This window comes from Curtobacterium flaccumfaciens, from assembly GCF_018598405.1.
Lineage (GTDB): Bacteria > Actinomycetota > Actinomycetes > Actinomycetales > Microbacteriaceae > Curtobacterium > Curtobacterium aurantiacum.
Window position 1 is genome coordinate 27,099 of record NZ_JAHEWS010000020.1, and the last position, 23,066, is coordinate 50,164.

The 23,066-nt window shown below is 71.7% G+C and carries 21 protein-coding genes and 1 pseudogene; 15 read left to right on the plus strand and 7 right to left on the minus strand.

Going from position 1 to position 23,066, the window contains the following annotated elements; translation table 11 throughout:
* The 7 genes from KK097_RS12815 to KK097_RS12845 all read left to right on the plus strand — a co-directional run bounded on the left by KK097_RS12815 (nucleotide 1) and on the right by KK097_RS12845 (nucleotide 6,488).
* On the plus strand, nucleotides 1–1,059 hold the full coding sequence (locus KK097_RS12815) for a polyprenyl synthetase family protein (RefSeq protein ID WP_214529995.1): 1,059 nt from the start codon (nucleotides 1–3) through the stop codon (nucleotides 1,057–1,059).
* On the plus strand, nucleotides 1,056–1,994 hold the full coding sequence (locus KK097_RS12820; protein ID WP_214529994.1) for a phytoene/squalene synthase family protein: 939 nt from the start codon (nucleotides 1,056–1,058) through the stop codon (nucleotides 1,992–1,994). The genes KK097_RS12815 and KK097_RS12820 overlap by 4 nt, the downstream gene beginning before the upstream one ends.
* Complete coding sequence (gene crtI / locus KK097_RS12825; protein ID WP_250896730.1) at nucleotides 1,991–3,631, plus strand: phytoene desaturase family protein; 1,641 nt, start codon at nucleotides 1,991–1,993, stop codon at nucleotides 3,629–3,631. Before KK097_RS12820 ends, crtI begins: the two co-directional genes overlap by 4 nt.
* Entirely contained in the window at nucleotides 3,631–3,963 is a 333-nt protein-coding gene (locus KK097_RS12830) for a lycopene cyclase domain-containing protein (protein WP_214529993.1), read from the plus strand. Before crtI ends, KK097_RS12830 begins: the two co-directional genes overlap by 1 nt.
* Nucleotides 3,960–4,448, plus strand: a complete 489-nt coding sequence (locus KK097_RS12835) for a lycopene cyclase domain-containing protein (protein ID WP_214545087.1) — start codon at nucleotides 3,960–3,962, stop codon at nucleotides 4,446–4,448. The genes KK097_RS12830 and KK097_RS12835 overlap by 4 nt, the downstream gene beginning before the upstream one ends.
* A gap of 29 nt (nucleotides 4,449–4,477) precedes the next feature.
* Nucleotides 4,478–5,371 carry a prenyltransferase gene (locus KK097_RS12840; protein WP_214545112.1) on the plus strand — a complete coding sequence of 298 codons (894 nt, stop codon included), beginning with the start codon at nucleotides 4,478–4,480 and terminating at the stop codon, nucleotides 5,369–5,371.
* Nucleotides 5,372–5,444: 73 nt separating this feature from the next.
* Nucleotides 5,445–6,488: a Gfo/Idh/MocA family protein gene (locus tag KK097_RS12845; RefSeq protein WP_214545088.1), complete on the plus strand. Its 1,044-nt coding sequence runs from the start codon at nucleotides 5,445–5,447 to the stop codon at nucleotides 6,486–6,488.
* A 167-nt stretch (nucleotides 6,489–6,655) separates the two neighbouring features.
* Here KK097_RS12845 and KK097_RS12850 read toward each other — a convergent pair whose 3' ends face one another.
* On the minus strand, nucleotides 6,656–7,396 hold the full coding sequence (locus KK097_RS12850) for an MBL fold metallo-hydrolase (protein WP_214545089.1): 741 nt from the start codon (nucleotides 7,394–7,396) through the stop codon (nucleotides 6,656–6,658).
* Nucleotides 7,397–7,459: 63 nt separating this feature from the next.
* On the opposite strand from KK097_RS12850, the gene KK097_RS12855 reads away from it, so the two are divergent.
* The 4 genes from KK097_RS12855 to KK097_RS12870 all read left to right on the plus strand — a co-directional run bounded on the left by KK097_RS12855 (nucleotide 7,460) and on the right by KK097_RS12870 (nucleotide 10,270).
* A complete protein-coding gene (locus KK097_RS12855) occupies nucleotides 7,460–7,975 on the plus strand; it encodes a hypothetical protein (RefSeq protein WP_214545090.1) in 516 nt (171 codons plus the stop codon).
* A gap of 4 nt (nucleotides 7,976–7,979) precedes the next feature.
* A complete protein-coding gene (locus KK097_RS12860; RefSeq protein ID WP_214545091.1) occupies nucleotides 7,980–9,011 on the plus strand; it encodes a YihY/virulence factor BrkB family protein in 1,032 nt (343 codons plus the stop codon).
* Between the two features lie 61 nt (nucleotides 9,012–9,072).
* On the plus strand, nucleotides 9,073–9,564 hold the full coding sequence (locus tag KK097_RS12865; RefSeq protein ID WP_214545092.1) for a VTT domain-containing protein: 492 nt from the start codon (nucleotides 9,073–9,075) through the stop codon (nucleotides 9,562–9,564).
* A 10-nt stretch (nucleotides 9,565–9,574) separates the two neighbouring features.
* Nucleotides 9,575–10,270, plus strand: coding sequence for an SDR family oxidoreductase (locus KK097_RS12870; protein WP_214545093.1), 696 nt, complete (start codon nucleotides 9,575–9,577; stop codon nucleotides 10,268–10,270).
* 21 nt (nucleotides 10,271–10,291) lie between these two features.
* Here the strand turns inward: KK097_RS12870 and KK097_RS12875 are convergent, their stop codons facing one another.
* Nucleotides 10,292–11,863, minus strand: a complete 1,572-nt coding sequence (locus KK097_RS12875) for an ABC-F family ATP-binding cassette domain-containing protein (protein WP_214545094.1) — start codon at nucleotides 11,861–11,863, stop codon at nucleotides 10,292–10,294.
* Nucleotides 11,864–12,137: 274 nt separating this feature from the next.
* Here KK097_RS12875 and KK097_RS12880 point away from each other — a divergent pair, with 274 nt between their 5' ends.
* Nucleotides 12,138–12,563, plus strand: a complete 426-nt coding sequence (locus tag KK097_RS12880; protein ID WP_214545095.1) for a DUF3151 domain-containing protein — start codon at nucleotides 12,138–12,140, stop codon at nucleotides 12,561–12,563.
* A gap of 89 nt (nucleotides 12,564–12,652) precedes the next feature.
* Here KK097_RS12880 and KK097_RS12885 read toward each other — a convergent pair whose 3' ends face one another.
* From KK097_RS12885 to KK097_RS12900, 4 genes and pseudogenes are all read right to left on the minus strand, one after another.
* Entirely contained in the window at nucleotides 12,653–15,676 is a 3,024-nt protein-coding gene (locus KK097_RS12885) for a glycoside hydrolase family 2 TIM barrel-domain containing protein (RefSeq protein WP_214545096.1), read from the minus strand.
* Nucleotides 15,673–16,608, minus strand: coding sequence for a carbohydrate ABC transporter permease (locus KK097_RS12890; protein ID WP_250896731.1), 936 nt, complete (start codon nucleotides 16,606–16,608; stop codon nucleotides 15,673–15,675). Before KK097_RS12890 ends, KK097_RS12885 begins: the two co-directional genes overlap by 4 nt.
* Before the next feature lie 236 nt (nucleotides 16,609–16,844).
* A pseudogene (locus tag KK097_RS12895) lies at nucleotides 16,845–17,795 on the minus strand (carbohydrate ABC transporter permease); the annotation flags it as partial.
* Nucleotides 17,792–19,150 (minus strand): ABC transporter substrate-binding protein, encoded by a 1,359-nt coding sequence (locus KK097_RS12900; protein WP_214545097.1) that lies wholly within the window; start codon nucleotides 19,148–19,150, stop codon nucleotides 17,792–17,794. The pseudogene KK097_RS12895 and the gene KK097_RS12900, both read right to left, overlap by 4 nt.
* A gap of 204 nt (nucleotides 19,151–19,354) precedes the next feature.
* On the opposite strand from KK097_RS12900, the gene KK097_RS12905 reads away from it, so the two are divergent.
* The 3 genes from KK097_RS12905 (at nucleotide 19,355) to KK097_RS12915 (ending at nucleotide 21,797) form a co-directional block, all read left to right on the plus strand.
* Complete coding sequence (locus KK097_RS12905; RefSeq protein WP_111224780.1) at nucleotides 19,355–19,696, plus strand: hypothetical protein; 342 nt, start codon at nucleotides 19,355–19,357, stop codon at nucleotides 19,694–19,696.
* Entirely contained in the window at nucleotides 19,677–20,843 is a 1,167-nt protein-coding gene (locus KK097_RS12910; RefSeq protein ID WP_214529982.1) for a baeRF2 domain-containing protein, read from the plus strand. Before KK097_RS12905 ends, KK097_RS12910 begins: the two co-directional genes overlap by 20 nt.
* A 111-nt stretch (nucleotides 20,844–20,954) precedes the next feature.
* Nucleotides 20,955–21,797: a formate/nitrite transporter family protein gene (locus KK097_RS12915; RefSeq protein ID WP_214545098.1), complete on the plus strand. Its 843-nt coding sequence runs from the start codon at nucleotides 20,955–20,957 to the stop codon at nucleotides 21,795–21,797.
* 18 nt (nucleotides 21,798–21,815) lie between these two features.
* Here KK097_RS12915 and KK097_RS12920 read toward each other — a convergent pair whose 3' ends face one another.
* The gene (locus KK097_RS12920) at nucleotides 21,816–23,027 is read right to left on the minus strand and encodes an MFS transporter (protein WP_214545099.1); all 1,212 of its coding nucleotides are present in this window, start codon (nucleotides 23,025–23,027) and stop codon (nucleotides 21,816–21,818) included.
* Nucleotides 23,028–23,066: the final 39 nt, after the last annotated feature.

Sequence of the window (23,066 nt, forward strand, 5' to 3'; positions counted from 1 at the left end):
ATGAGCGAGGAAGCGACCACCGTGCCGCACATCGACCTCGCGCTCGTCGACGACTGCCTCGAGCGCTTCTTCACCGTGTCGTCGGCACGCGCCGCTCGGTACGGCCGCCCGTCGGAAGAACTGTGGCGTGTGCTCCGCAAGGCGAGCATGGGCGGCAAGCGCTTCCGCCCCCGCATGGTCCTCACGGCGTACGCCGGCATGGGCGGCACCGACGCGCACGCCGGCGCCCACGTCGCTGCCGCCTACGAACTGCTGCACACCGCACTCGTGGTGCACGACGACGTCATCGACCGTGACTGGTCGCGCCGTGGTCAGCCGAACGTCGCCGGGTCCTTCCGCGACACGGGCACCACCGGCGGACTCCCGCTGCCGACCGCCGAACACCGGGGGATGAGCGCCGCCGTCATCGCCGGTGACCTCGCGCTCGCCGGTGCGCCCCGGTTCATCGAGGCCGCGGGCGTCGACGGCACCCGCCGCGAGCGACTGCTCGAACTGCTCGACGAGGCCGTGTTCGCCAGCGCCGCCGGTGAGATGACCGACGTCGACCTGGCCCTCGGTGTGATGCCGACGGTCGACGAGGTCCTGGCGATGGAGCGAGCGAAGACGAGCGTGTACTCGTTCGAGGCGCCGCTGCAGTCCGGTGCCGTGCTGGCCGGCGCCGACGAGGAAGTCGTCACGGCCCTCGGCGCCTTCGGCCGCGAGATCGGCATCGCCTACCAGATCGTCGACGACCTGCTCGGGGTGTTCGGCGACGAGACCATGACCGGCAAGACCGTCCTCGGGGACCTGCGCGAGGGCAAGCGCACCATGCTCATCGCCTACGCCGCGACCACCGATTGCTGGCCCGACCTCGAGCCGTACCTCGGCGACCCGGACCTCACCGAGGCCCGCGCCGACGAGGTCCGTGCGACCCTGGTGTCCTGCGGTGCCCGTGCCGCCGCCGAAGCGCGGGTGGCGGAGCACACCGCACTCGCCCGGGCCGAGCTCGCCCGGCTGCCGTACGACCTCGCCGACCGCCTGGAGGCCCTCGTGACCGAACTCGTGGAGCGCGCCCGGTGACCCACAGCACCACCACGGCGACCGGATCCCGTCCGGCTCGCCTCCAGCTCTACGACGCCACGGCCGAGGCTGCCTCGGGTGTCGTCATCGACCGCTACTCCACCTCGTTCGGCCTGGCGAGCAGGATGCTCTCCCGCGACACGCGCGAACACATCCGGAACGTCTACGCCCTGGTCCGTGTCGCCGACGAGGTCGTCGACGGCCCGGCGACCGAGGCCGGACTCGACCGCGAGCTCGCCCGGACGGTGCTCGACGAACTCGAGGCCGACACCGAACGGGCCATCGCGCTCGGCTTCTCGGTGAACCCTGTCGTCCACGCGTTCGCCCGGACCGCCCGCACCACCGGCTTCGGCGCCGAGCTCACCGCCCCGTTCTTCGCCTCGATGCGCATGGACCTCGAGCGCACCGAGCACGACGACGCCTCGTTCGACGCGTACGTGTACGGCTCGGCGGAGGTCGTCGGGCTGATGTGCCTGCGTGCGTTCGTGTACCGCGCCGGTCGCCCGACGTTCGACCAGGCCGAGCTCGTCGCCGGTGCGCGCGCGCTGGGTGCGGCGTTCCAGAAGGTGAACTTCCTGCGCGACCTGCACGCCGACTTCGAGGTGCTCGGTCGCTCGTACTTCCCGGGCGTCGACATCCGCTCGTTCGACGAGGCCACGAAGGACCGCCTGGTCGCCGACGTGCAGGCCGACCTCGACCACGCCGCACGGACGATCCGGCTCCTGCCGGCCGACGCCCGCAACGCGGTCGGGCTCGCGCACGCGCTGTTCCAGGAACTCAACGACCGTCTCGCGCGCACCCCGGCCACCCGCCTGGTGACGACACGCGTGCGCGTGCCCAACCCGGTGAAGGTGCGCCTCGCGGCGCAGGTCCTCGCCGGACGCGCACCGCTGCGGTCGCGCGCAACCACCCACCGGCCGGGAGGCTCGTCATGACCCCGCCCCGCGCCTCCCGACCGAACGCGGTCGCCACCACCACCCGGCGCAAGGTGCCCGCCCGACGCGCCGTCGTCATCGGCGGCGGCATCAGCGGCCTCGCCGCCGCCGCGCTGCTCGCGCGCGACGGCTTCTCGGTGACCGTGCTCGAGCAGCGGACGCAGCTCGGCGGTCGTGCCGGGTCGTGGGAGCAGGACGGCTTCCGGTTCGACACCGGGCCGTCGTGGTACCTCATGCCCGAGGTCTTCGACCACTTCTTCCAGCTGCTCGGTACTTCTGCCGAGGCCGAGCTCGACCTGGTGAAGCTCGACCCCGGCTACCGCGTCTACAGCGAGGGCCACGACGAGCCGATCGACCTGCGCGCCGACGCCGAGGCCAACATCGCGCTGTTCGAGTCGATCGAGCCCGGTGCCGGGGAGCGGATGCGCAAGTACCTCGCGTCGGCCGAGGACACCTACACGATGGCCGTGCGCCGGTTCCTCTACACGACGTTCCAGGACCTCACGAAGCTCGCGGCGCCCGACGTCCTGCGTCGCCTGCCCAAGCTCGCGCGACTGCTCCTCGAGCCGCTCTCCACCTTCGCCGAGACCGCCGTGCGCGACCGGCGGCTCTGGCAGATCCTCGGCTACCCGGCGGTGTTCCTCGGCACGAGCCCGTACGCGGCGCCGAGCATGTACCACCTGATGAGCCACCTCGACCTCGCCGACGGCGTGCTCTACCCGAAGGGCGGCATCACCGAGGTGATCTCCGCCGTCGAGCGGGTCGCCCGGGCCGAGGGCGCGAAGATCATCGCCGGTGCGAAGGTCGAGCGGATCGTCGTCGAGGACGGCGTCGCCACCGGGGTCGTCCACCGCGACCGCGACGGCGTGCAGCACACGGCACCGGCCGACCTCGTGGTCAGCGCCGCCGACCTGCAGCACACCGAGATGCAGCTGCTCGACCGTGAGCACCGCACCCACGGCGCCGACCACTGGAAGAAGCGCGACCCGGGCCCGAGCGCCGTGCTCGTGTACCTCGGCATCGACGGTCCGACGCCGGGCCTGCTGCACCACACACTGATGTTCACCGCGGACTGGAAGGCGAACTTCGGCGCGATCTTCGGCGACGACCGGCACGTGCCGGACCCCGCCTCGATCTACGTCTGCGCCCCCTCCGGCATCGACCCGACCGTCTCCCCGCCCGGCACCAGCAACCTGTTCATCCTGGTGCCGCTGCCCGCCGACCTCTCGATCGGCAAGGGCGGCATCGACGGTGCCGGGGACTACCAGGTCGAGCAGATCGCCGACCGGGCCATCGACGTGCTGGCCGAGCGAGCGGGGGTCCCCGACCTCCGCGACCGGATCCGGGTCCGTCGCACGATCGGACCGCGCGACTTCGCCGACGACCTGAACGCTTGGAGCGGCTCGATGCTCGGGCCGGCGCACACCCTGAAGCAGAGCGCGTTCTTCCGCGAGAAGAACGCGTCGAAGAAGGTCGAGGGCTTGTACTACGTGGGCGCCTCGACGATCCCGGGCATCGGTCTGCCGATGTGCCTGATCAGCGCCGAGGTCCTGCTCAAGCGCATCCACGGCGACCGGAGCACCGAGCCGCTGCCGACACCCCTCGGGGCTCCGCGGGACCGGACCGAGACCGCCTGATGCCCGGGCTCTACCTCGCCGGCCTGGTGGTGTCCCTGGTCGGCACGACCGTGCTGGACGCCCGCTTCCGCCTGTTCTTCTGGCGGGCACCGTGGCGGGCGGCGGCCGTGATGGTGGTCGGTGTCGCGTTCTTCATGGTGTGGGACGTCGCCGGTGTCGCTGCCGGCATCTTCTTCATCGGTCCGCAGAACCTGCTCACCGGGGTGCTCCTGGCGCCCGAGGTCCCGCTCGAGGAGCTCTTCTTCCTGCTGCTGCTCTGCTACTCGACGATGGACCTGGTCGGGTTCGTCCGGCCCCTCGTGCAGCGCGCGACCGATCGGCGGCGCTCGTGACCGGGGCCGGGGCGTACGCGCTCCTCGCCCTGCCGTTCTTCGCCGTCACGGCCGTCGTGGCCGTGGTCGCCGGCATCGTCGCCGCCCGCCGGGCCCGGGCGGCGGGTCGACGGCCTGCGATCGGGCGCCGGGTTGCGGTGCTCACGTCGGTGATCGCCGGCGTCGCGCTGCTGGTGATGACGATCGTGTTCGACAACGTCATCGTCACCCTGCGCATCGTCGCCTACGACCCCTCGCTCATCAGCGGTGCGAAGATCGGTGCGATCCCGGTCGAGGACCTCGCCTACGCGATGTCGGCCATCGTGCTGCTGCCCAGCCTGTGGGTCCTGTTCGACCGGACGGGCGGACACGACCGGACGGGCGGACACGACCGGACGGGCGGACACGACCGGACAGGCGGACACGACCGGACGGGCGGACGCGACCGGACCGGCGCGCGCCCCGCGCCCGACCCGACCCCAGCACCAGCGGAGGACACGAAGTGAACGCCAGCACCGCCTCCAGGCCGTCGACCATGCGTGCCCTGTTCGTGTCGTCGCGCCCGATCAGCTGGGTGAACACCGCCTACCCGTTCGGCGCCGCGTACCTGCTCGGCAGCGGGGTCGGCGTCGAGGGCGGCGGCGGGTTCTCGCTCGTCGCGTTCCTCGTCGGCGTCGTGTACTTCCTGGTGCCCTACAACCTGGCGATGTACGGCATCAACGACGTCTTCGACTACGAGTCCGACCTGCGCAACCCGCGGAAGGGCGGCGTCGAGGGGGCCCTGCTCGACAAGAGCGTCCACCGCACGACACTGTGGGCCGTCGTCGTCACGAACGTGCCGTTCCTGGTGGCCCTCGTGGTGCTCGGCGCGATGAGCGGCAACGGCCCGTGGTCGTGGCTCGTCCTGGCGATCAGCGTGTTCGCGGTCATCGCGTACTCGGCGCCGGGGCTGCGGTTCAAGGAGAAGCCGTTCCTCGACTCGCTCACGTCGAGCACCCACTTCGTCTCGCCGGCGGTCTACGGCCTCGCCCTGGCGGGTCCGCACTGGACCGGCGAGCTCGTCGCGGTGTGCATCGCGTTCTTCCTGTGGGGCGTGGCCTCGCACGCGTTCGGTGCCGTGCAGGACGTCCTGGCCGACCGGGCCGGCGGCATCGGATCCGTCGCGACCGTGATCGGCGCCCGGGCCACCGTCCGCCTGGCCTTCGTCGCCTACCTGGTCGCCGGGGTCGCGCTGCTGTTCTCGGCGTTCCCGGGGCCGATCGCCGCCGTCGTCGTGATCCCCTACGCGCTCAACGTGCTGCCGTGGTGGAACATCACGGACCAGGGGGCCGAGGCCGCGAACGCCGGCTGGAAGCGGTTCCTCTGGATCAACTACCTGGCCGGGTTCATCGTCACCATGGCACTCATCGCCTACGCCTTCACGCACTGACAGACTGGACGCACGCACCGCGGCGACCGTGGTGTGACACCAGCCACGACGGCAGCCACGAAGGAGTGCACGCATGAGCGTCCGGATCATCCACGTCGGTCTCGGAGGGTGGGGCGGCAACTGGGCCCGCACCGCCATCCCCGAGGTGTCGGAAGTGCAGGTGGTCGGGATCGTCGACCCGTCGGCGCCGACGCTCGAGGCCGTGCGGACCGACCTCGGGCTCCCGGCCTCCGCTGCGTTCGCGTCCCTCACCGAGGCGCTCGCCGGGGTCGAGGCCGACGCCGTCGTCATCACGGCACCCGCGGTCACCCACGTGCCGCTCGCCCTCGAGGCCCTCGAGGCCGGCAAGCACGTCCTGGTCGAGAAGCCGTTCGCGAACACCACGGCCGAGGCCGTCGTCGCGGTCCGTCGCGCCGAGCAGCTCGGCCTGGTGCTGCAGGTCAGCCAGAACTACCGCTGGTACCCGGCGCCCCGGGTCGTGCAGGAGATGCTCGAGGCGGACGTCGTCGGCGAGGTCTCCGCGATCAACGTCGACTTCCGGCAGTGGGACAACGACCAGCCCGCGGCGACGTACCCGCACTACCGGTTCCCCCACGCGATGATCAACGACATGGCGATCCACCACTTCGACCTGCTCCGGATGATCACCGGACAGGAAGCCGTGCGGGTCTTCGCCAAGGCGAGCTACCCGGCGTACAGCAAGTACCAGGACGAAGCGGTCGCCTCGATGATCATCGAGCTCGACGGCGGCACGGTCGTCAACTACCGCGGCAGCTGGCTGAGCCGTGGCCCGCGAACCGCCTGGGCGGGCGAGTGGAGCATCGAGGGCGAGGACGGCGAACTCTGGTTCACGAGCCGCGACGGCGAGCCGAACGCCGTGGAGGGCGACCGGGTCACCCTCCGCCGAACCCAGGACGACGCGGCCGAGCCGGTCGAGCTCCCCGTGCTCGCGCACACCGACCGCCAGGGCGGTCTGCAGGCCTTCGCACGCTCCGTGCAGGGTGGTCCGGCGCCGGAGACGAGCGGCCGCGACAACCTGCGGAGCCTCGCCCTGATGGAGGCCGCAGGCCGCTCCGCGGCGTCCGGCCTGCCCGAGGACGTCGTCGTCCCGTCCTGACCGCACCGGCTGCCGGCCTGGAGGCGCGGGGCGGGCCCGCACCGTGCCTCCAGGCCGGCCCTGGTCGCGTCCACCGCGTCGGCGACGTTTCGCGCTGACCGACAGTCCACGCGTCGGAGCGCCCGTGAGGTGTCGCTGCGCGCGTGGACTCGCGAGCTGGTCGCGCGTCAGGCGGCGCCGGCCACCCGCCGCGCCTGCGCGACCGCCCGCCGCACGCCGAGTGACCAGCCCGGCCCGTGGCCGGGCAGCACGTGCTTCGCCTCGGTGTCCGCGAGCCGGTCGAGCGACGCCACCGCCGTGTCCACGTCGGAGGTCGCCGCGGGTGCCACGATCCGGGGCCCGATCCCGCCGGTGTACGGGTCGAAGGTGACGAGCGCGTCCCCGGCGATCACGGCGTCGCGGTCGGCGAAGTGCAGTGCCACGTGGCCGTCGGTGTGCCCCGGGGTCTCGATGATCCACGGGTTGCCCGGCACGTCGGCGCGGCTCTCCAGCGGTTCGGTGTCCGCGATGCCGTCGACCGTGACCGCACCGGCGAGCAGCATCCGGCCCAGGGGGCGCAGACCACCCGGGTGGAGCGCGACGAACCCGAAGCGGTTCGTCTGCGGTCGGTACGAGTACGGGTGCGCGGCGAGGTGCCGATCGCCCGGGTGGACGAACACGGGCGTGCCCCAGTCGCGGTGCATGCGTGCGGCGGTGCCGACGTGGTCGAAGTGCCCGTGCGTGAGCAGGAGCCCCTCGACCCGGTCGGGGGTGTAGCCCAGGTCGTGCACGGCGAGCTGCAGGTGCGGCCACGCGGCGGGCAACCCCGCGTCGACGACGAGCAACTGATCGCCGGTCTCGACGAGGTACGTGTTGGTGTGTGCGATCTCGAGGCGGTGGATCCCCTCGGCGGCGTCCCGGAAGAGCATGTGCGGCACGGTAGACGCGGCCTGCTGGGCACGATCCCGGGTGGGACGTGTACGAAATGGGGAATGGCCAAGGACAGTCTGCCCGAGCTCGAACTCGCCAACGTGCGCACCCGCGAGGGCATCACGGACACCGTGACGGAGCTGAAGCGGCGTGCGGACCTGCCCGCCCGGACGCGGCTCGCGGTCGCCAAGACGAAGCAGCGGTGGCACCGCGACCCCACGCCCCTGGTGGCGATGGGCATCACCGGGCTGACCGGTGTCGCGGCGATCGTCCTCGGCATCGCGCTGCGGAACCGCCCGGCCGGGCACCTCGCCGCGCCGCCCGCGAACTCGGCGTTCACCGCGTTGCTGCCGTTCGGCGTGCGCGGCGATGCCCCCTCGGCGAAGGAGCAGGCGCAGGGTGGACGGAAAGGCCGCAAGGCGCGGGCGAAGGCCGCCGAGGAAGCCCTCGAGCGTGACCCGGCGCACAAGGCGCGGGTGAAGCAGCAGGTCGGCATCGCGGCGGTCCAGCGACGGGCGACCAAGAACCGCAAGCAGGCGGTCAAGCGGTCGAAGCAGGCCGCGAAGGCGAGAGGGTAGGCACATGGCGCACGAAGAGCAGAAGCCGGATCCGGACGACTCCCGGAAGCCCGACAACCCCACCGACCTCAAGAAGCCGACGCTCGTCTACACGCTCAAGAAGACGCTGCGCGAGTTCACGAGCGACCAGTGCACCGACCTGGCGGCGAGCCTGACGTACTACTCGGTGCTCGCGCTGTTCCCCGGGCTGCTGGCGGTCGTGTCGCTGCTCGGCCTGGTCGGTCAGGCCGACAACACGATCAAGACCCTGCTGCAGATCATCGGCAACATCGGGTCCGACCAGGTCGTGGACCTGATCAGGGAGCCGCTCGAGGGACTCGTCCGCTCGCCCGCCGCTCCCATCACGTTCATCGTCGGTGTCGTCGGTGCCCTCTGGTCGGCCTCCGGCTACGTGGGCGCGTTCGGCCGTGCCATGAACCGGATCTACAACGTCCGCGAGGGCCGTCCGATCTGGAAGCTCCGCCCGACCATGCTCGGGGTCACGGTGACCACCGTCGTCCTGCTCGTGATCGGTCTGCTGGTCCTGGTGAGCGCTCCGCTCGCCCGCAGCTTCGGCGACGTCATCGGCCTCGGCGACGTGGCCGTCACCGTCCTGTCGATCGTGCAGTGGCCGATCCTGCTCGTCATCGCGATCATCGTCGTCGCGGTGCTCTACTACTGGTCGCCGAACGTCAAGCAGCCGAAGTTCACCTGGGTCAGCGGCGGCTCGATCCTGGCGCTCCTCATCTGGATCATCGCCAGCGTCGGCTTCGGGTTCTACGTCGGGAACTTCTCGAACTACAACGCCACGTACGGCTCCCTCGGTGGGGTCATCGTGTTCCTGCTGTGGATCTGGATCACGAACAACGCTCTCCTCTTCGGTGCCGAGTTCGACGCCGAGATCGAGCGGGGCCGCGAACTGCAGGCTGGCATCCGCGCGGAGGAGGACATCCAGCTCCCCGAGCGCGACACCCGCCAGATCGAGAAGCAGGACGAGAAGCGCGCGCAGGACGTGCTCGAGGGCATCCGCATCCGCCAGAACGTCGACAACGACTGACCGTCGCGCGTCCGATCGGCGCTGACGGGCGCTCTCCGGGTCGGGGCGCTACGGTGCGAGCGTGCCGTCCTTTCTCGAGGGGCTCCCGTTCCGGTGGCTCGTCCTCGCGCTCTTCGTGATCGTGTTCTGCCGCGCGCAGGCCACGTACTGGGTCGCGCGGCTCGCGGTGACGGGTGCGTCCCGATCGCGGTGGGGTGGCTGGCTGCGGTCGCCGGCCGTCCGTCGCGGTTCGGCGCTGCTCGAACGCTGGGGCCTGCCCGTCGTGACGGTGAGCTTCGTCGTGGTCGGGTTGCAGACGGTGATGAACGCCGCAGCGGGGCTCGCCCGGGTCGCCTGGTGGCGGTACACGATCGCGATGGTGCCGGGGTGCGTCGCGTGGGCCTTCCTGTACGCGACCGTCGGGCTCGCCGTCTTCTGGGCGGTCGTCGCGGCGCTCGCCGGCTCGCCGTGGGGCATCGCGGCGCTCGCGGGTCTCGTGGTCGCCGCCGTCGTCGCGCTGACGGTCCTGCGTCGTCGCCGCGACCGCACAGGAGGCCCGGCCCGGCTTCCGTAGGCTGACCTCCGTGACGACAGACCAGCTCCAGAACCGTCCGGTCGCCCTGGTGACCGGAGCCACCCGCGGTATCGGCCGCGCGATCGCCGCCGACCTCGGCCGCACCCACCACGTGCTCGTGGGCGGTCGGTCCGCCGACGCCGTGGACGCCCTCGTCCAGGAGCTGCCGAGCGCGGCGCCGTTCGTCGGTGACCTGGGCGCGGGCGAGGTCCCCGCGCTGCCCGATCGGCTCGACGTCCTGGTGCACTCGGCCGGTGTCGAGCAGGGCACCACCGTCGCCGACACCCCGCGCGCGGTGTGGGAGCAGGTCTTCGCGACGAACGTGTTCGCGGTCGCCGACCTCACCCGGTTGGCGCTGCCGGCACTCCGTGCGGCGCGGGGCATCGTGGTGCCGATCAACAGCGGCTCCGGGTTCCACTCCGGCCCCGGCGGTGGCGTGTACGCGGCGTCGAAGTTCGCGCTGCGGGCCTTCGCCGACGCCCTACGTGAAGAGGAGCGGGCGAACGGCGTGCGGGTGTCGAGCGTGCACCCGGGCCGGACCGACTCAGACATGCAGCGGCAGCTCGTGGCGAAGCTCGGGGAGTCCTACGACACCGACTACTACCTGGCGCCCGAGGACGTGGCCGCCGCGGTCCGCACCGTCGTCGACCTGCCCGAGCGCGGCACCGTCGAGTCACTCGCGATCCGGCCGACCCGACGGCGCTGACACGCTAACGGCGACCATCGGCTACCGCAGCTCGATCCGGTCGTCGAGCTCGAGCCGTTCCAGGAACGTCTCGTCGTGGCTCACCACGACGAGCGCTCCCCGGTAGGCCCGGAGCGCGTCGACGAGCTGGTCGACGCTCGTCAGGTCGAGGTCGTTCGTCGGCTCGTCGAGCACGAGCAGCTGCGGCGGCGGGTCGGCGAGCACCAGGGCCGCCAGCGCCACCCGGAACCGCTCCCCGCCGGACAGGTCCCCGGCCGGCCGGTCGACGGTGTCCCCGCGCACCAGGAACTTCGCCAGCCGGTTGCGGACCTCGGCGACGGGGACGTGCGGGGCGTCCCGGCGCACGTTGTCGAGCACCGTGGCGGTGTCGTCCAGGCTGTCCTTCCGCTGCGGCAGGTACGCGATCCGGTCGACGTGGGCGACGGCCCCGGTGTCCGGTAGCGGATGCTCACGCGCTGCGGGATCGCCGACGAGCTGCTCGAGCAGGGTGGACTTGCCGACCCCGTTGTCCCCGATGACGGCGATCCGTTCCGGCCCCTGCACGACGACGTCCCGTCCGCGGACGGTCACGGTGGCGATCCGACGCGAGGCCGGCACGTCCGGGTCGGGCAGGGTGACGCGGATCGACTCGTCGTCGCGCAGACGGAGCTCGGCCTCGCGCTTGGTGGCGAGGGCGGCAGCTTCGTCGCCCGCGTACCCGACGCGCAGTCGGCCGGCGGTCTCCTGCGCCTTCTTCCGCTGCTCGTTCGCCAGGATCTTCGGCATCGAGCGGCCCGCTTTCTCGCCGGCCTTCGCACGTCGCGCGATCTTGGTCTCCGCCTCGATGCGCTGCCGCTTCTCGGTGCGGTGCCGCTGTTCGGCGACCCGGACCTCGCGCTCGACGGCTGCCTGCTGCACGGCGAGGTGCTCCTCGAACGCGCTGAAGGTCCCGCCGAACACGGTCATCGCCCCGGCGCGGAGCTCCACGGTCTCGTCGACGTGCTCGAGGAGCTCCCGGTCGTGGCTGACGAGCACCAGGGTGCCGCGCCAGTCGTCGACCAGGTCGAGGAGCAGTCCGCGGGCCCGGCGGTCCAGGTTGTTCGTCGGCTCGTCCAGGAACACGATCGGTCGGGCGCGCAACCGAACCCCGGCGACGGCGACGAGCACCGCCTGCCCGCCGGACAGCGTCGACACCGGCCGGTCGAGGTCGGCGCCGTCGAGCCCGACCCGGTCGAGCACCGCGGCGGCCCGTTCCTCCAGGTCCCAGTCGTCGCCGACTGCCTCGAGCTGTGCGGCCGTGGCGTCGCCGGCCAGGACGGCCCGGAGCGCGGTGAGTGTGGGCCGGACGCCGAGCAGGTCGGCGACGGTGTCGTCCCTCCCGGTCGCGATGCGCTGCGGCAGGTGGTCGACCGGACCCGACGTCGCGATGCTGCCCGACGTGGGGTGGAGCCGGCCGGTCGCGAGCCGGACCAGCGTGGACTTGCCGGCCCCGTTCCTCCCGACCAGGCCGGTCCGGCCACGCCCGAAGGCGGCGGTGAGGTGGTCGAGCGCGACGGTGCCGTCGGGCCAGGCGAAGGTGACGTCGTGCAGGACGACGGACGGACTGGTGGGCATGGGGGTGTCTCCCGGTGTCGATGCTGGGCGCACGACACCGAGGCCACCGCGGTGCGGTGGAGCGCCCGACGGGGCGCGCGATCACGATGTCAGCGCGTGGGCTGAGCGGTACCGGTGATCGACAGCAATCCGTCTGCTTCCGTCGGGGGACCCCCGTGACCGCCATCCGTTCCGCCGGTCGGTCTCCCGCCCCGGCGGCCCCGCGATGACGACGAGGTGACCTCCACGGTAATCCCGTGACACGCGCACCCGCAAGGGATGACAGGCTGGGGGCATGCCGGAGAACCTGTTGCCGACCCCGTCGTCGAACCCCGAGACCCTGCTGCCCGCCGAGCCGGAGGTGACCGCCGCGCTCGAGGCGGAGGCCCCCGTCGCCAGCGTGGTGGTGTCCTACCCGTCGTCGAGTCTGGCGTGGGCGCTGCTCGCCGACGAGGCGTGGGCGCGCGGCGCGACCCTCGAGTCCTACGCGTACGCCCGTGTCGGGTACCACCGCGGGCTCGATGCCCTGCGCAAGGCCGGCTGGCGCGGTGTCGGGCCGGTGCCGTGGTCGCACGAGCCCAACCGTGGCGTGCTGCGCGCCCTGTTCGCCCTGCGCCGTGCGGCCGAGGCGATCGAGGAGCCGGGCGAGGCCGAGCGCCTGACCGACTTCCTGAACGCGAGCGACCCCGAGGCGCTGCCCGCCCTGTCCGCCGACGCCTAGGGCCTGGTCGCAAAACACCGGTGTTCGCACTGCACGCCGCGGGATGCGGGTGTGCAACGTGCGAACACCGGTGTTTTGCGGGGGGCCGCCTAGCCCAGCAGCACGCTCCAACTGAAGGCCTGCGGCCAGAGCTGGTGCTCGGGCAGCACGTCGAGCCCGCACGCCCGGCTGCCGAGCCCGTGCTGCGCGGCGTCGAGGTACAGGTACAGGTGGTCGGACGTCGGCAGCTCGTACGGGTGCTCGGCCCGGTCGACCTGCTGCGCGGTCCACGGCGACAGGGTGAACCCCGCACGGTGCGACCCGACCGTCGACACGGTGAACGGCCCGACGGACAACGAACGCAGGCCGGGCCGGTGCCCGGTCTCCTGCGGCCGCGAGTACTCCACCCCGAGTGACCGCACCGGAGCGGTGAACCGGCCCACACGGGCAGCGTGCGAAGAATCGGCGTACGACTCCAGCGGTCCGGTCCCGAACCAGGTGGCGTCCGCATCGGCCAGTGACGACGGCAGGTCGAACCGCACCCCGATCCGCGGCCACGTGACGTCCCACGCGCCGAACGGCACGGCGTCGGTCTGCAGCACGAGCCCGTCGGAGGTCAGGGTCCAGCGGTGCGTGACCTCGAGGCCCCACCCGCTGTTCGCCGCCGCGACGCGCACCCGCTGCTCCAGACCGGAGTCGGTGCGCGACACCGACACCAGCCGGTGCGTCAGCCGGTCCAGCCCTCGGTCGCGCCAGCGCGACGCCGACGGGGGAGCGGTCGGGTCGCCGACCCCGTGCGTGAGCACCGGGTCCGCGGTCTCGTAGCCGCCCTGCGACGCCAGGCGGTCGTTATCGGTCGGTGCACGCCAGAGCTCCAGCCGGGGCCCCGCGACCTCGTGGCCCTTCCAGGACACTAGGTCCCCGCGGGGGGTGAACTCGCCTTCGCCGAGTCGGTCGCCGTCCCACCCCTGCCGGGAGGCACGTGGTGCGTCCGCAGCGCGCGCCGCGACGAGCCGCTGGGTGCGTGCGACGACGTGGCCGGTGTCCGCCCACGCGGTCGGCCCCGCCAGTTCCACGGTCAGGTCGAACCAGAGCTCGTCGCCGGGTGCGAGTTCGGACGTGGCCGCGTCGAGCACCTCCGAGGGCACCGGGACCGTCGCCGACTCCCGGGCCGCGACGATGCCCGTGGACAGGCGCCCCGATGCCTCGACGACGCCGTTGCGCGACAGGGTCCAGCACAGCCGGAGCCCGGCGGTCGAGGCCGAGTGGTACCGGTTCTCGACCAGCACCGTGGTGTCCGAGACCGCCAGGCGGATCGGGGCCACGACGGCCGCGAACTCGGCGAGCCCCGGGGTCGGGGTGTCGTCGGGCAGCACCAGGCCGTCCATCACGAAGTTGCCGTCGTGCACGACCTCGCCGAAGTCCCCGCCGTAGGCGTAGTAGTCCTCGCCGGTGGGTGTCTTGGCGAGCAGGCCGTGGTCCCGCCACTCCCACACGAACCCGCCGTGCAGTCGTGGGTAGCGGTCGACCAGGGCCTCGTACTCGGCGATCTGCCCGGGGCCGTTGCCCATCGCGTGCACGTACTCGCAGTGGATGAAGGGCTTCGACCGCTGCCGTGCGGCCTCGGCCGGGCCGCAGCCGAGCAGGGGAGTCGGGGTGCCGCCGCCGATCGACTCGGTCTCCTGCAGCGTCGGGTACATCCGCGAGTAGACGTCGGTGTACTCGCCCGTGTAGTCGCCCTCGTAGTGGACCGGACGCTCGGGGTCGCGGTCGTGCACCCACTGCGACATCGCCGCGAGGTTCCGGCCGGTGCCGGACTCGTTGCCGAGCGACCACATCACGATCGACGCGTGGTTCTTGTCGCGCTCGACGGTGCGGGCGATCCGGTCGAGGTAGGCCTCGGCCCACGCCGGGTCGTCGGAGGGGTTGCCGACCCAGTCGGTGAACAGGAACCCGTGGGTCTCCAGGTCGCACTCCAGGATCACCCAGAACCCGAGTTCGTCGGCCAGGTCGAGCACGCGGGGGTGCGGCGGGTAGTGCGAGGTGCGGATGGCGTTGACGTTGTTCCGCTTCATCAGCGCCATGTCGGCGCGGGCGTGCTCCTCGTCGAACACCCGGCCGCGCACGGGGTGGGTCTCGTGCCGGTTCACGCCGTGGAAGACCACACGCTCGCCGTTCACCAGGAACCGGTCGCCGACGATCGACACGGTGCGGAACCCGAGCCGGAGCGAGACCGTCTCACCGTCCGAGGCGCTCCCCGTCGACAGCGTCGCGTCGTACAGCTTCGGCAGCTCGGCGCTCCACGGTTCGACGCCCTCGACCTCGACCGGCGCGACGTCGTCCGCCGTGGCCCAGGTCACGTCGACGCCCAGGTCGGGCACCGCGAACCGCACCGGGAACACCGCGTCGAGCGTCGGGAACGTGATCGTGCCGGTCCCCGTCTCCGGCCGTCCCGACGCCGCGGTACCCGCCGAGGCAGCCGTGCCGAGCGCCGCTCGCCAACCGGCGCGCACGAACACGTCGTCGATCGGCGCCGTGGGCCGGGCGAGCAGGGTGACGTCGCGGAAGATGCCCGGCAGCCACCACTGGTCCTGGTCCTCCAGGTAGGACGCCGCCGACCACTGGTGCACCCGGACCGCGAGCTCGTTCGCCCCCGACCGCAGCAGGTCGGTGACGTCGAACTCGGTCGCCAGGCGCGAGCCCGTCGACCACCCCACGAGCGTCCCGTTCAGCCACACCCGGAAGTGCGACTCGACCCCGTCGAACCGCAGCAGCACCCGGCCCGCCGCGGCGAACGACGACGGCAGCTCGAACGTGCGGCGGTGGTCACCGGTCGGGTTCTCCTCCGGCGGGTGCGGCGGGTCGATGGGGAACGGGTACTGCAGGTTCGTGTAGCTCGGTGCCCCGTGCCCGTGCAGCACCCAGTGCGACGGCACCGGGAGCTCGCCCCAGGCCGGGTCGTCGTCCTCCCCGCCCTCGGTCGCGAAGTCCTCGGAGACCGAGGCGACGGGCGACCACCGGAACCGCCAGTCGCCGTTCAGTGACAGCGACGGGGCGTCGGTGTGCAGCCAGGCACGGGGTGCCAGCCGCGAGTCGGAGCCGGGTGCGGTGGACGAGAGTGCGGAGTGGGTCAACCCTTGACCGATCCTTCCGTGAGGCCTCCGCGCCAGAAGCGCTGGAGGACGATGATGGCGATGACGAGCGGGATGACCGACACGAGCACCCCGCCGGTGGTGAGCTGGTAGAACTCCGGCAGGCGGTCGACCTGCGAGCGCCAGTTGTTCAGTCCCAGTGTTATCGGGTACAGCTTCTGGTCTGCCAGCATGATGAGCGGCAGGAAGAAGTTGTTCCAGATCCCGACCACCTGGAACAGGAACACGGTGACGAGCGCCGGGGTCATCTGCCGGAGCACCACGGTGTGGAAGATCCGCAGTTCCCCGGCGCCGTCGATGCGGGCCTGTTCGAGCAGGGTCGTGTCCACCGAGGCCTGGGCGTACACGCGGCACAGGAACAGGCCGAACGGGGACACCAGGCTCGGGATGAGCACGCTCCAGTACGTGTCGGTCAGGCCCATCGACGAGAACAGCAGGAACAGCGGCAGCGCCGTCGCGGTGCCGGGCACGAGCACGCCGCCGAGGATCGTGCCGAACACGAACTGCCGCCCCCGGAAGTCGTACTTCGCCAGCGCGTACCCGCCGGCCGCGGCGAAGTAGGTCGCCAGGACCGCACCGACGCCGGAGTACAGGACGCTGTTCGCGATCCACCGGACGAAGATGCCGCCGTCGTAGGTGAACACCTGCTGCAGGTTGCTCCAGAGCGCGAACTCGCCGCCGAACCAGAACCCGTTGGTCGAGAACAGCGCGCCCGTGGTCTTCGTCGCGGCGATGACGACCCAGTACAGCGGGACGATGAAGTACAGCGCGACGACGACGAGGATCCCCGTCACGACGATCTGCGAGCGCGGCGACCGGTCGAGCTTCCGTCGCTGGTGCGCCGAGATCGACGTGGTGTCGACGGGGACGGCGGTCTTCGCCGTGGCCGGCGCTTCGATGGCTTCGCTGGTCATGCGTCCGCCCCCTTCGTTCCGTTCTGCAGACCGGACCTGGCCTGGGCCCCCGGTGGCCGGTTCCGGAGCGTCGCGGAGCTGGCGGAGCGACGTTCCGGCCGTGCCATTGGGGAGAGGCCCGGGTCGGCTTGGGTGGTGACCGTGCTGCCCGCCGCAGCGCGCGTCTGGAGCGCGGTGCGGGCCTCCCGGCCGTCGCGCCGTGCGCGCTTGCGGCGGTCGCGTTCGTCCTTGGGTGGTCGGTTCGTCAGCGCGAGGAACGTGAACGACAGGATGAACGCGGCCAGCGCGATGATGACCGCCTGCGCACTCGCGACGCCGTACTCGTTGAACGCGAACGCGTTCGTGTAGGCGGCGTAGTTCGGCGTGTACTCGGTGTCGATCGCCGGGGCGACCGTCGACAGGATCTGCGGCTCCGCGAAGAGCTGCAGGGTGCCGATGATCGAGAACACCGTCGTGAGCACCAGGGCCGGTGCGATGAGCGGGATCTGGATCCGCCACGCGACCTGGAACGCGTTCGCGCCGTCGACCTTCGCGGCCTCGTAGACCTCGCCGGGGATCGACTTCAGCTGCGCCACGATGATGAGCATGTTGTAGCCGGTGTAGGTCCACGTGACGATGTTCGCGATCGACCAGAGCACGCTGTTCGCGCCGAGGAAGTCCGGCTGCAGCCCCATCGACTGCAGCAGCGACACGATCGGCGACAGGCCGGGCACGTACAGGAACGACCACAGGATCGTGGCGATGACCCCGGGGACGCCGTAGGGCATGAAGTAGATCGCCCGGAAGAAGCCCGGCCAGCGGGCGCTCGCCGACTCGAGCAGCAGCGCGAGGATCGTGCAGGCGATGATCATCACCGGGACCTGGACGATGCCGAACAGCAGCATGCGGCCGATCGAGGCGACGAACCCGCTGTCCTGCAGGGCGATCGCGTAGTTGTCGAACCCGGCGAACCGGCCGACCACGCCGTCCTCGCCGAACAGGCCCTCGCGGTCGACGGTCGTGAACGACTGGAACAGGGCGCTGATGATCGGGATGACGAACGTCAGCAGGAACAGGGCCAGGAACGGAGCGAGCAGGATCCACGGGGCACGCTTCTGCGCGCTCGTGGCCTTCGTGCTCGTGCGGAAGGCAGGCGTCGTGGTCGTCGCCCGGCCGGTCGTCGGCCGGGTCGTGGTCTGCTGGGTCATCGTGCCGTCCTGACGCTGAGGCCCTTGTCCTTGAAGGACTGGACAATCTCCCGCTGTGCGAGCTCCACCGCGTCACTGAGCTTCAGGCCCGAGGTGAGCTTGCGGCGGAACTGGTTCTGCAGTGACGTGAAGGCCGACTGGGTCACGGGGGACCACGACCACTCGACGTTCTGCTCCTGGGACGCCGGCACGAAGACCTCTTCGTTGTAGTTCTGCCCGGAGAACCACTTCGACGGCTGCTGGCGCTGTGCCCCGATGTAGTCGACGGCGGGCGACCAGCCGATGCCGCAGTACTTGATCATCGCGTCGATGCCCGCCTTCGAGGTGGTCATCCACGTGATGAACTCGAGCGCCTCCTTCGGGTGCTTCGCGTTCGCCAGGACCGCGGCGGTCGACCCGCCGATGGCGCTCGAGCCGAAGCCGTCGGCGCCCCACTTCTGCATCGGGGCGACCTTCCACTTGCCCTCGCCGCCCTGCACCGACTCGATCAGGGCGTCGCCCCAGCTCGCGCTCGTGACCGCGGCGATCTTGCCGCTCGCGGCCGCGGCGTACCACCCGGGGGAGTACGCGCCGGCACTCGTGTCGACCAGCTCGTCGTCGATCACCCCGTCGAAGAAGTCGGCGACCATGAGGGTCTTGTCGTCGGTCATGTCGACGACCCACTCGTCGCCGTCCACCTTGAACCAGCGCGCACCGGCCTGCTGCGCGTACGCGGCGAACGGCGACGCGTCGGCGACCGGGAACACCTCGAGGTAGTTCTGCCCGCCGGTGCTCCGGACCTTGTCGGCCAGGTCGCGCCACTCGTCCCACGTCGTCGGGGGTTCGCCGCCGGCCTGCTCGAGGATCGCGGTCTGGTAGTAGAAGCCCATCGGGCCGGTGTCCTGCGGGATGCCGTAGATGCCGTCGACGAACGACACCTGCGCCCACGCGGCCTCGTCGTACTTCGACTCGAAGTCCTTCGCGCCGTACCGGGCCAGGTCGACCAGGCCGTTCGCGAGCATGAACTCGGGGATCTGCCGGAGCTCGACCTGCCCGATGTCCGGGCCGCCGCCGGCCGCGAGCGCGGAGTACATCTTCTGGTACCCGCCGCTGTTGCCGCCGGGGATCCAGTTCGCGGTCACCTGGATGTCCGGGTGCGTCCTGTTCCAGACGTCGCAGACCTTCTGCAGGTCCTTCAGCCAGGCCCAGTAGGTGAGCTGGACGGTCTCACCCGACGCCGCGGCGGGCACGAGGGCCGCCTTGTTCACGTTGGTCGAGCCAGGGACCGCGCAGCCGGCGAGGAGCCCCGCCGCTGCCGTGCCGAGGCCGAAGCCCAACAGGTGTCGTCTCGTGATGGGTCGTTCCGGTGGCGCCATTGCCACACTCCGTTCGTCGTTGATCGGGGTTGCCCACACCCAACCACAGAACCGAACAGCGGTGTGGTTTCGTGACCGTACCGACACTGCGCATTCCCGGCTGACCTTGGAACGGCCCCAGGCCCGGGCGCGGACGGTGGGTCCAGCAGACACCGACGCCCCGGACGGCGAAGGCCGCCGGTGGCACGACCGGGAGGAGAAGCGATGATCGAACGCGGGAACACCACCCACCGCGCCGAACTCGACGAGCAGCTCGCGCACGAGGCGCAGAGCATCGTCCAGGGGCACGGCAGCAACGCGCACGTCGAGGAGTTCCGACAGTCGGAGCCCGTCCCCGACGACACCGACGCCCCGGAGACGGTCACCGCCTCCGGGTACGACGGCGAACTCGAGGGCGAACTGCAGGACGACGCCACCAACGTCCTCCCCGAGGACGACGCGGACCTGGCCGACCCCCTGCCCTCCGGCGAGGGCGACGGGGCCGACGCCACCGTGTACCGCACCGAGACCGGGGAGGGCAGCACCGATGGCACTGACGCAGAATGAGGCACCGCACCTGCAGTCCGGCATCGCCGAGCGGCTGAAGCGTGGCGGCACCTGGACCTGGGCGTACGTGGACGCATCGGGCGACCGCGAGGACCCGCAGCACCTCGCCGCGCTGCAGCGCCGGAAGGCCGAGGACGTGCTCCGGTCGGCCGGTGCGGACGCCGACGTCATCGACACCGTGATGGCCGAGCTCGAGGAGACGCCCGGGGTGCCGGCGCCGGTCAGTCGGTACGTGCTCGTGCACGACGGCGAGCTCGTGCTCAGCGAGGTCCTGCCCGGCGCGATGCACGCACCGACCTCGATCGGCCACGACCCCGTGCCCGACCTGCTGCCGCTCCTGGCGCACCGGCCGCTCGACCTGCCGTTCCTGGTCGTCGAGGTCGGTCGCGAGGGCGGTGGCTACCGCGCCTACCGCCTCGGCCACGCCGACGTGCCGGACCAGCGCGACGAGCACCGCGTGCAGGGCCGCACCGACACGCTCCACAAGTTCCAGGGCGGTGGCTGGGCGCACCTGCGGTGGCAGCACCACACCGAGGAGATCTGGCGCGACAACCAGAACGAGGTCGCGACCGCCATCGACGAGGCGTTCCGACGGCTGCAGCCGAAACTCATCGTCGTTGCGGGGGACATCCGCGCACGGGGCCTCCTGCTCGACCAGCTGTCCACCGAGGCGCGCGCGGTCGTCTCCGAGGTCCCGGTCGACACCCGGGCGTCGGACGCGTCCGAGACCGCCCTCGTCGAGCACGTCGACATCGCGCTCGCCCGGGTGATCGCGACCCGGCGGCACGACTTCGAGGACCTGCTCCGCACGCACGTCGGTCGCGGTGACAACCAGACGGTCGCCGGCATCGGCTCCGTGGTCGAGGCGCTGCAGCAGGCGCAGGCCTCGGTCGTCGCGATCGACGCCGCCGCGATCGGCGACCGCACCCTGCTCGCGCTGGGAGCGGTGCCGTGGATCGCCACGGCACCGGAGCAGGCGGCCGGGGCGCCGGTCATCGGACCGGTCCCGGCCGTGTGCGCGCTCGTGCGGGCGATCGCCCTCACCGACGCGGAGCTGCTGCTCGTGAACGCCGCGTCGCTGCCGAACGGCGCGCCGGCCGCGGCGTTGCTGCGGTGGCCGGTGGGACCGGCGGTGCCGGCCGCCTGAGTGGTGACCGGACGACGGACGGGAGGCCCGGTGCCAGCTGGTACCGGGCCTCCCGTCCGTCTCGGCGCGATCCTGCGGGCCGCCACGACGGCCGCGTATAGCGTCCCGGCCATGACCGACGACCGCCGACGTGAGCTCGGCACCAGCGACGCACCCGTGGAGGACGAACTCGCGGAGTCCTTCGACGCGACCATCGAGGAGGGCGCGGAGCGGCTGCAACGGACGACCCGGGCCGTCCTCGTCACGGGGTTCTTCGGCGGCCTCGAGGTCGGTCTCGGGGTGATGGCGTACCTCGCCGTGCTCACCGAGACCGACAGCCACCTGCTCGCCGGGCTGGCCTTCGGCATCGGCTTCATCGCGCTGCACCTGGCGCACAGCGAACTCTTCACCGAGAACTTCCTGATGCCGGTCGCCGCCGTGGTCGCCCGCGAGGGGACCGTGCTGCAGCTCGTGCGACTGTGGGGCGGCACGCTCGTGGCGAACTTGGCCGGGGGATGGGTGTTCATGTGGCTCGTCGTCCAGGCGTTCCCACAGTGGCACGCCACGCTCTCGGAGTCGGCACAACACTACGTCGATGCGCCGTTCGGACTGCAGAGCATCGTGCTGGCGGTCCTGGGCGGCAGCACCATCACCCTGATGACGCGGATGCAGCAGGGCACCGACTCGGACCCCGCGAAGCTCGTCGCCGCCGTCGCCGGAGGCTTCCTGCTCGCCGGGCTGCAGCTCTTCCACTCGATCCTCGACTCGCTGCTCGTCTTCGGGGCGATCCAGTCGGGCGCGGACATCACCTACGGGCAGTGGCTCGGCTGGTTCGGGTACACGCTGCTGTTCAACGTCCTCGGTGGGCTGGTGCTCGTGACGGCGCTGCGCCTGCTCCGGACGAAGGAGCTCATGCAGGACCGCCGACGGGAGTCCCAGGACGATCCCGAGCGCGCCGACCACGAACAGGGCTGACGGGGGCGGCGCGAACGGTCAGTCGTGCGAACGGTCGCGTCGGGGCACCAGCGGGACCGCGAGCAGCGGGAGCACCGCCACGATGCCGAACGACGCCGCGAAGCCGAGCGCACCGACCAGCGCCCCGATGCCCGGACCGACGGCGCTCGCCGCGATGAACTGCCCGGTGTTCTGCGTCCCGAGCGCGCGCCCCGACCAGAACGGTCCGGCTGCCTCGGCGACCGACGTGTACGCCAGCCCGTTGTCGGCGACCGTCACGCTCGTCGCGAGCACCAGGAACACCGCAGCCCCGGCCAGGTGCGTCGCGTCGACGACCGCGAGCACCGCCATCACCACCGCCGCGCTCACCGCGACGATGCGCAATGGCCCGACGCGCGACCCGGCCCGGTCGCTCCAACCACCGACCAGGATCCGGCCGATCGCCCCGACGAACTGCGCCGCGCCGACCAGCAGCCCGGCCGCCGGCGTCGACCAGCCGAGACCGACGAGCCAGACGAGTCCGTACGTCGACAGCGTGAACTGCGGCACCACGAGCAGGACCGACACCGCGTGCACCCGCCACAGGAAGCTGCTCGAGCGGTAGGGGTTCGCGGTCGCCGTCGTCGCCACCGCGGCTCGGGCAGGGCGTGGCGGGTCGGTGATCCCGATCGCGCAGCAGACGGCGAGCACCGCGCACAGCACGATCGGCAGCACCAGGGCCGCGCGGATCCCGGAGCCCTCGGCGAGCTGCGGCACCGTGACCGCCGCGAGCGTCACCCCGAGCGGCTGCGACATCTGCCGGATCCCCATCGCGAGTCCTCGGCGCTCCTTCGGGAACCACCCCACCACGACCCGGCCGCTCGCCGCGTTCGTCGAGGCGCTCGTCATGCCGCCGGCCAGGAACGCGAGGCCGAGCAGCACCGGGTCACCCGCAGCCAGCCAGGCGCCGACCACGGCCAGCGTGGTGAGCACGAGTCCGCCGGCGATGACGATGCGCTCGCCGAAGCGGTCGGTGATCGCGCCCCAGGCGATGAGCGTGAGGACCATGCCGAAGGTCGGGGCGGCGGCGAGGACCCCGGCGACCGGCAGGGACGTGCCGCGGGTGAGCAGGTGGGGGATGAGGAGCGCCGGCGCGGACACGACGAGCGTCCCCGCCGCCTGGGCCGCGACCCCGAGCGCGAGCATCGTCCAGGCGCGGCCGGTGACCGGCGTCGTCGGAGTGCTCCGGTGCGGGGCGTCGGTCGTCGACATGGCATCGTTTCGTCACGGAACGGATTGGTATACCATCAC

Coding starts and splice junctions, on each gene's coding strand:
- KK097_RS12815 (WP_214529995.1), top strand. CDS start 1: ATGAGCGAGGAAGCGACCACCGTGCCGCACATCGACCTCGCGCTCGTC.
- crtI (WP_250896730.1), top strand. CDS start 1,991: ATGACCCCGCCCCGCGCCTCCCGACCGAACGCGGTCGCCACCACCACC.
- KK097_RS12830 (WP_214529993.1), top strand. CDS start 3,631: ATGCCCGGGCTCTACCTCGCCGGCCTGGTGGTGTCCCTGGTCGGCACG.
- KK097_RS12840 (WP_214545112.1), top strand. CDS start 4,478: ATGCGTGCCCTGTTCGTGTCGTCGCGCCCGATCAGCTGGGTGAACACC.
- KK097_RS12845 (WP_214545088.1), top strand. CDS start 5,445: ATGAGCGTCCGGATCATCCACGTCGGTCTCGGAGGGTGGGGCGGCAAC.
- KK097_RS12850 (WP_214545089.1), bottom strand. CDS start 7,396: ATGCTCTTCCGGGACGCCGCCGAGGGGATCCACCGCCTCGAGATCGCA.
- KK097_RS12855 (WP_214545090.1), top strand. CDS start 7,460: ATGGCCAAGGACAGTCTGCCCGAGCTCGAACTCGCCAACGTGCGCACC.
- KK097_RS12860 (WP_214545091.1), top strand. CDS start 7,980: ATGGCGCACGAAGAGCAGAAGCCGGATCCGGACGACTCCCGGAAGCCC.
- KK097_RS12875 (WP_214545094.1), bottom strand. CDS start 11,863: ATGCCCACCAGTCCGTCCGTCGTCCTGCACGACGTCACCTTCGCCTGG.
- KK097_RS12880 (WP_214545095.1), top strand. CDS start 12,138: ATGCCGGAGAACCTGTTGCCGACCCCGTCGTCGAACCCCGAGACCCTG.
- KK097_RS12890 (WP_250896731.1), bottom strand. CDS start 16,608: ATGACCAGCGAAGCCATCGAAGCGCCGGCCACGGCGAAGACCGCCGTC.
- KK097_RS12900 (WP_214545097.1), bottom strand. CDS start 19,150: ATGGCGCCACCGGAACGACCCATCACGAGACGACACCTGTTGGGCTTC.
- KK097_RS12905 (WP_111224780.1), top strand. CDS start 19,355: ATGATCGAACGCGGGAACACCACCCACCGCGCCGAACTCGACGAGCAG.
- KK097_RS12910 (WP_214529982.1), top strand. CDS start 19,677: ATGGCACTGACGCAGAATGAGGCACCGCACCTGCAGTCCGGCATCGCC.
- KK097_RS12915 (WP_214545098.1), top strand. CDS start 20,955: ATGACCGACGACCGCCGACGTGAGCTCGGCACCAGCGACGCACCCGTG.
- KK097_RS12920 (WP_214545099.1), bottom strand. CDS start 23,027: ATGTCGACGACCGACGCCCCGCACCGGAGCACTCCGACGACGCCGGTC.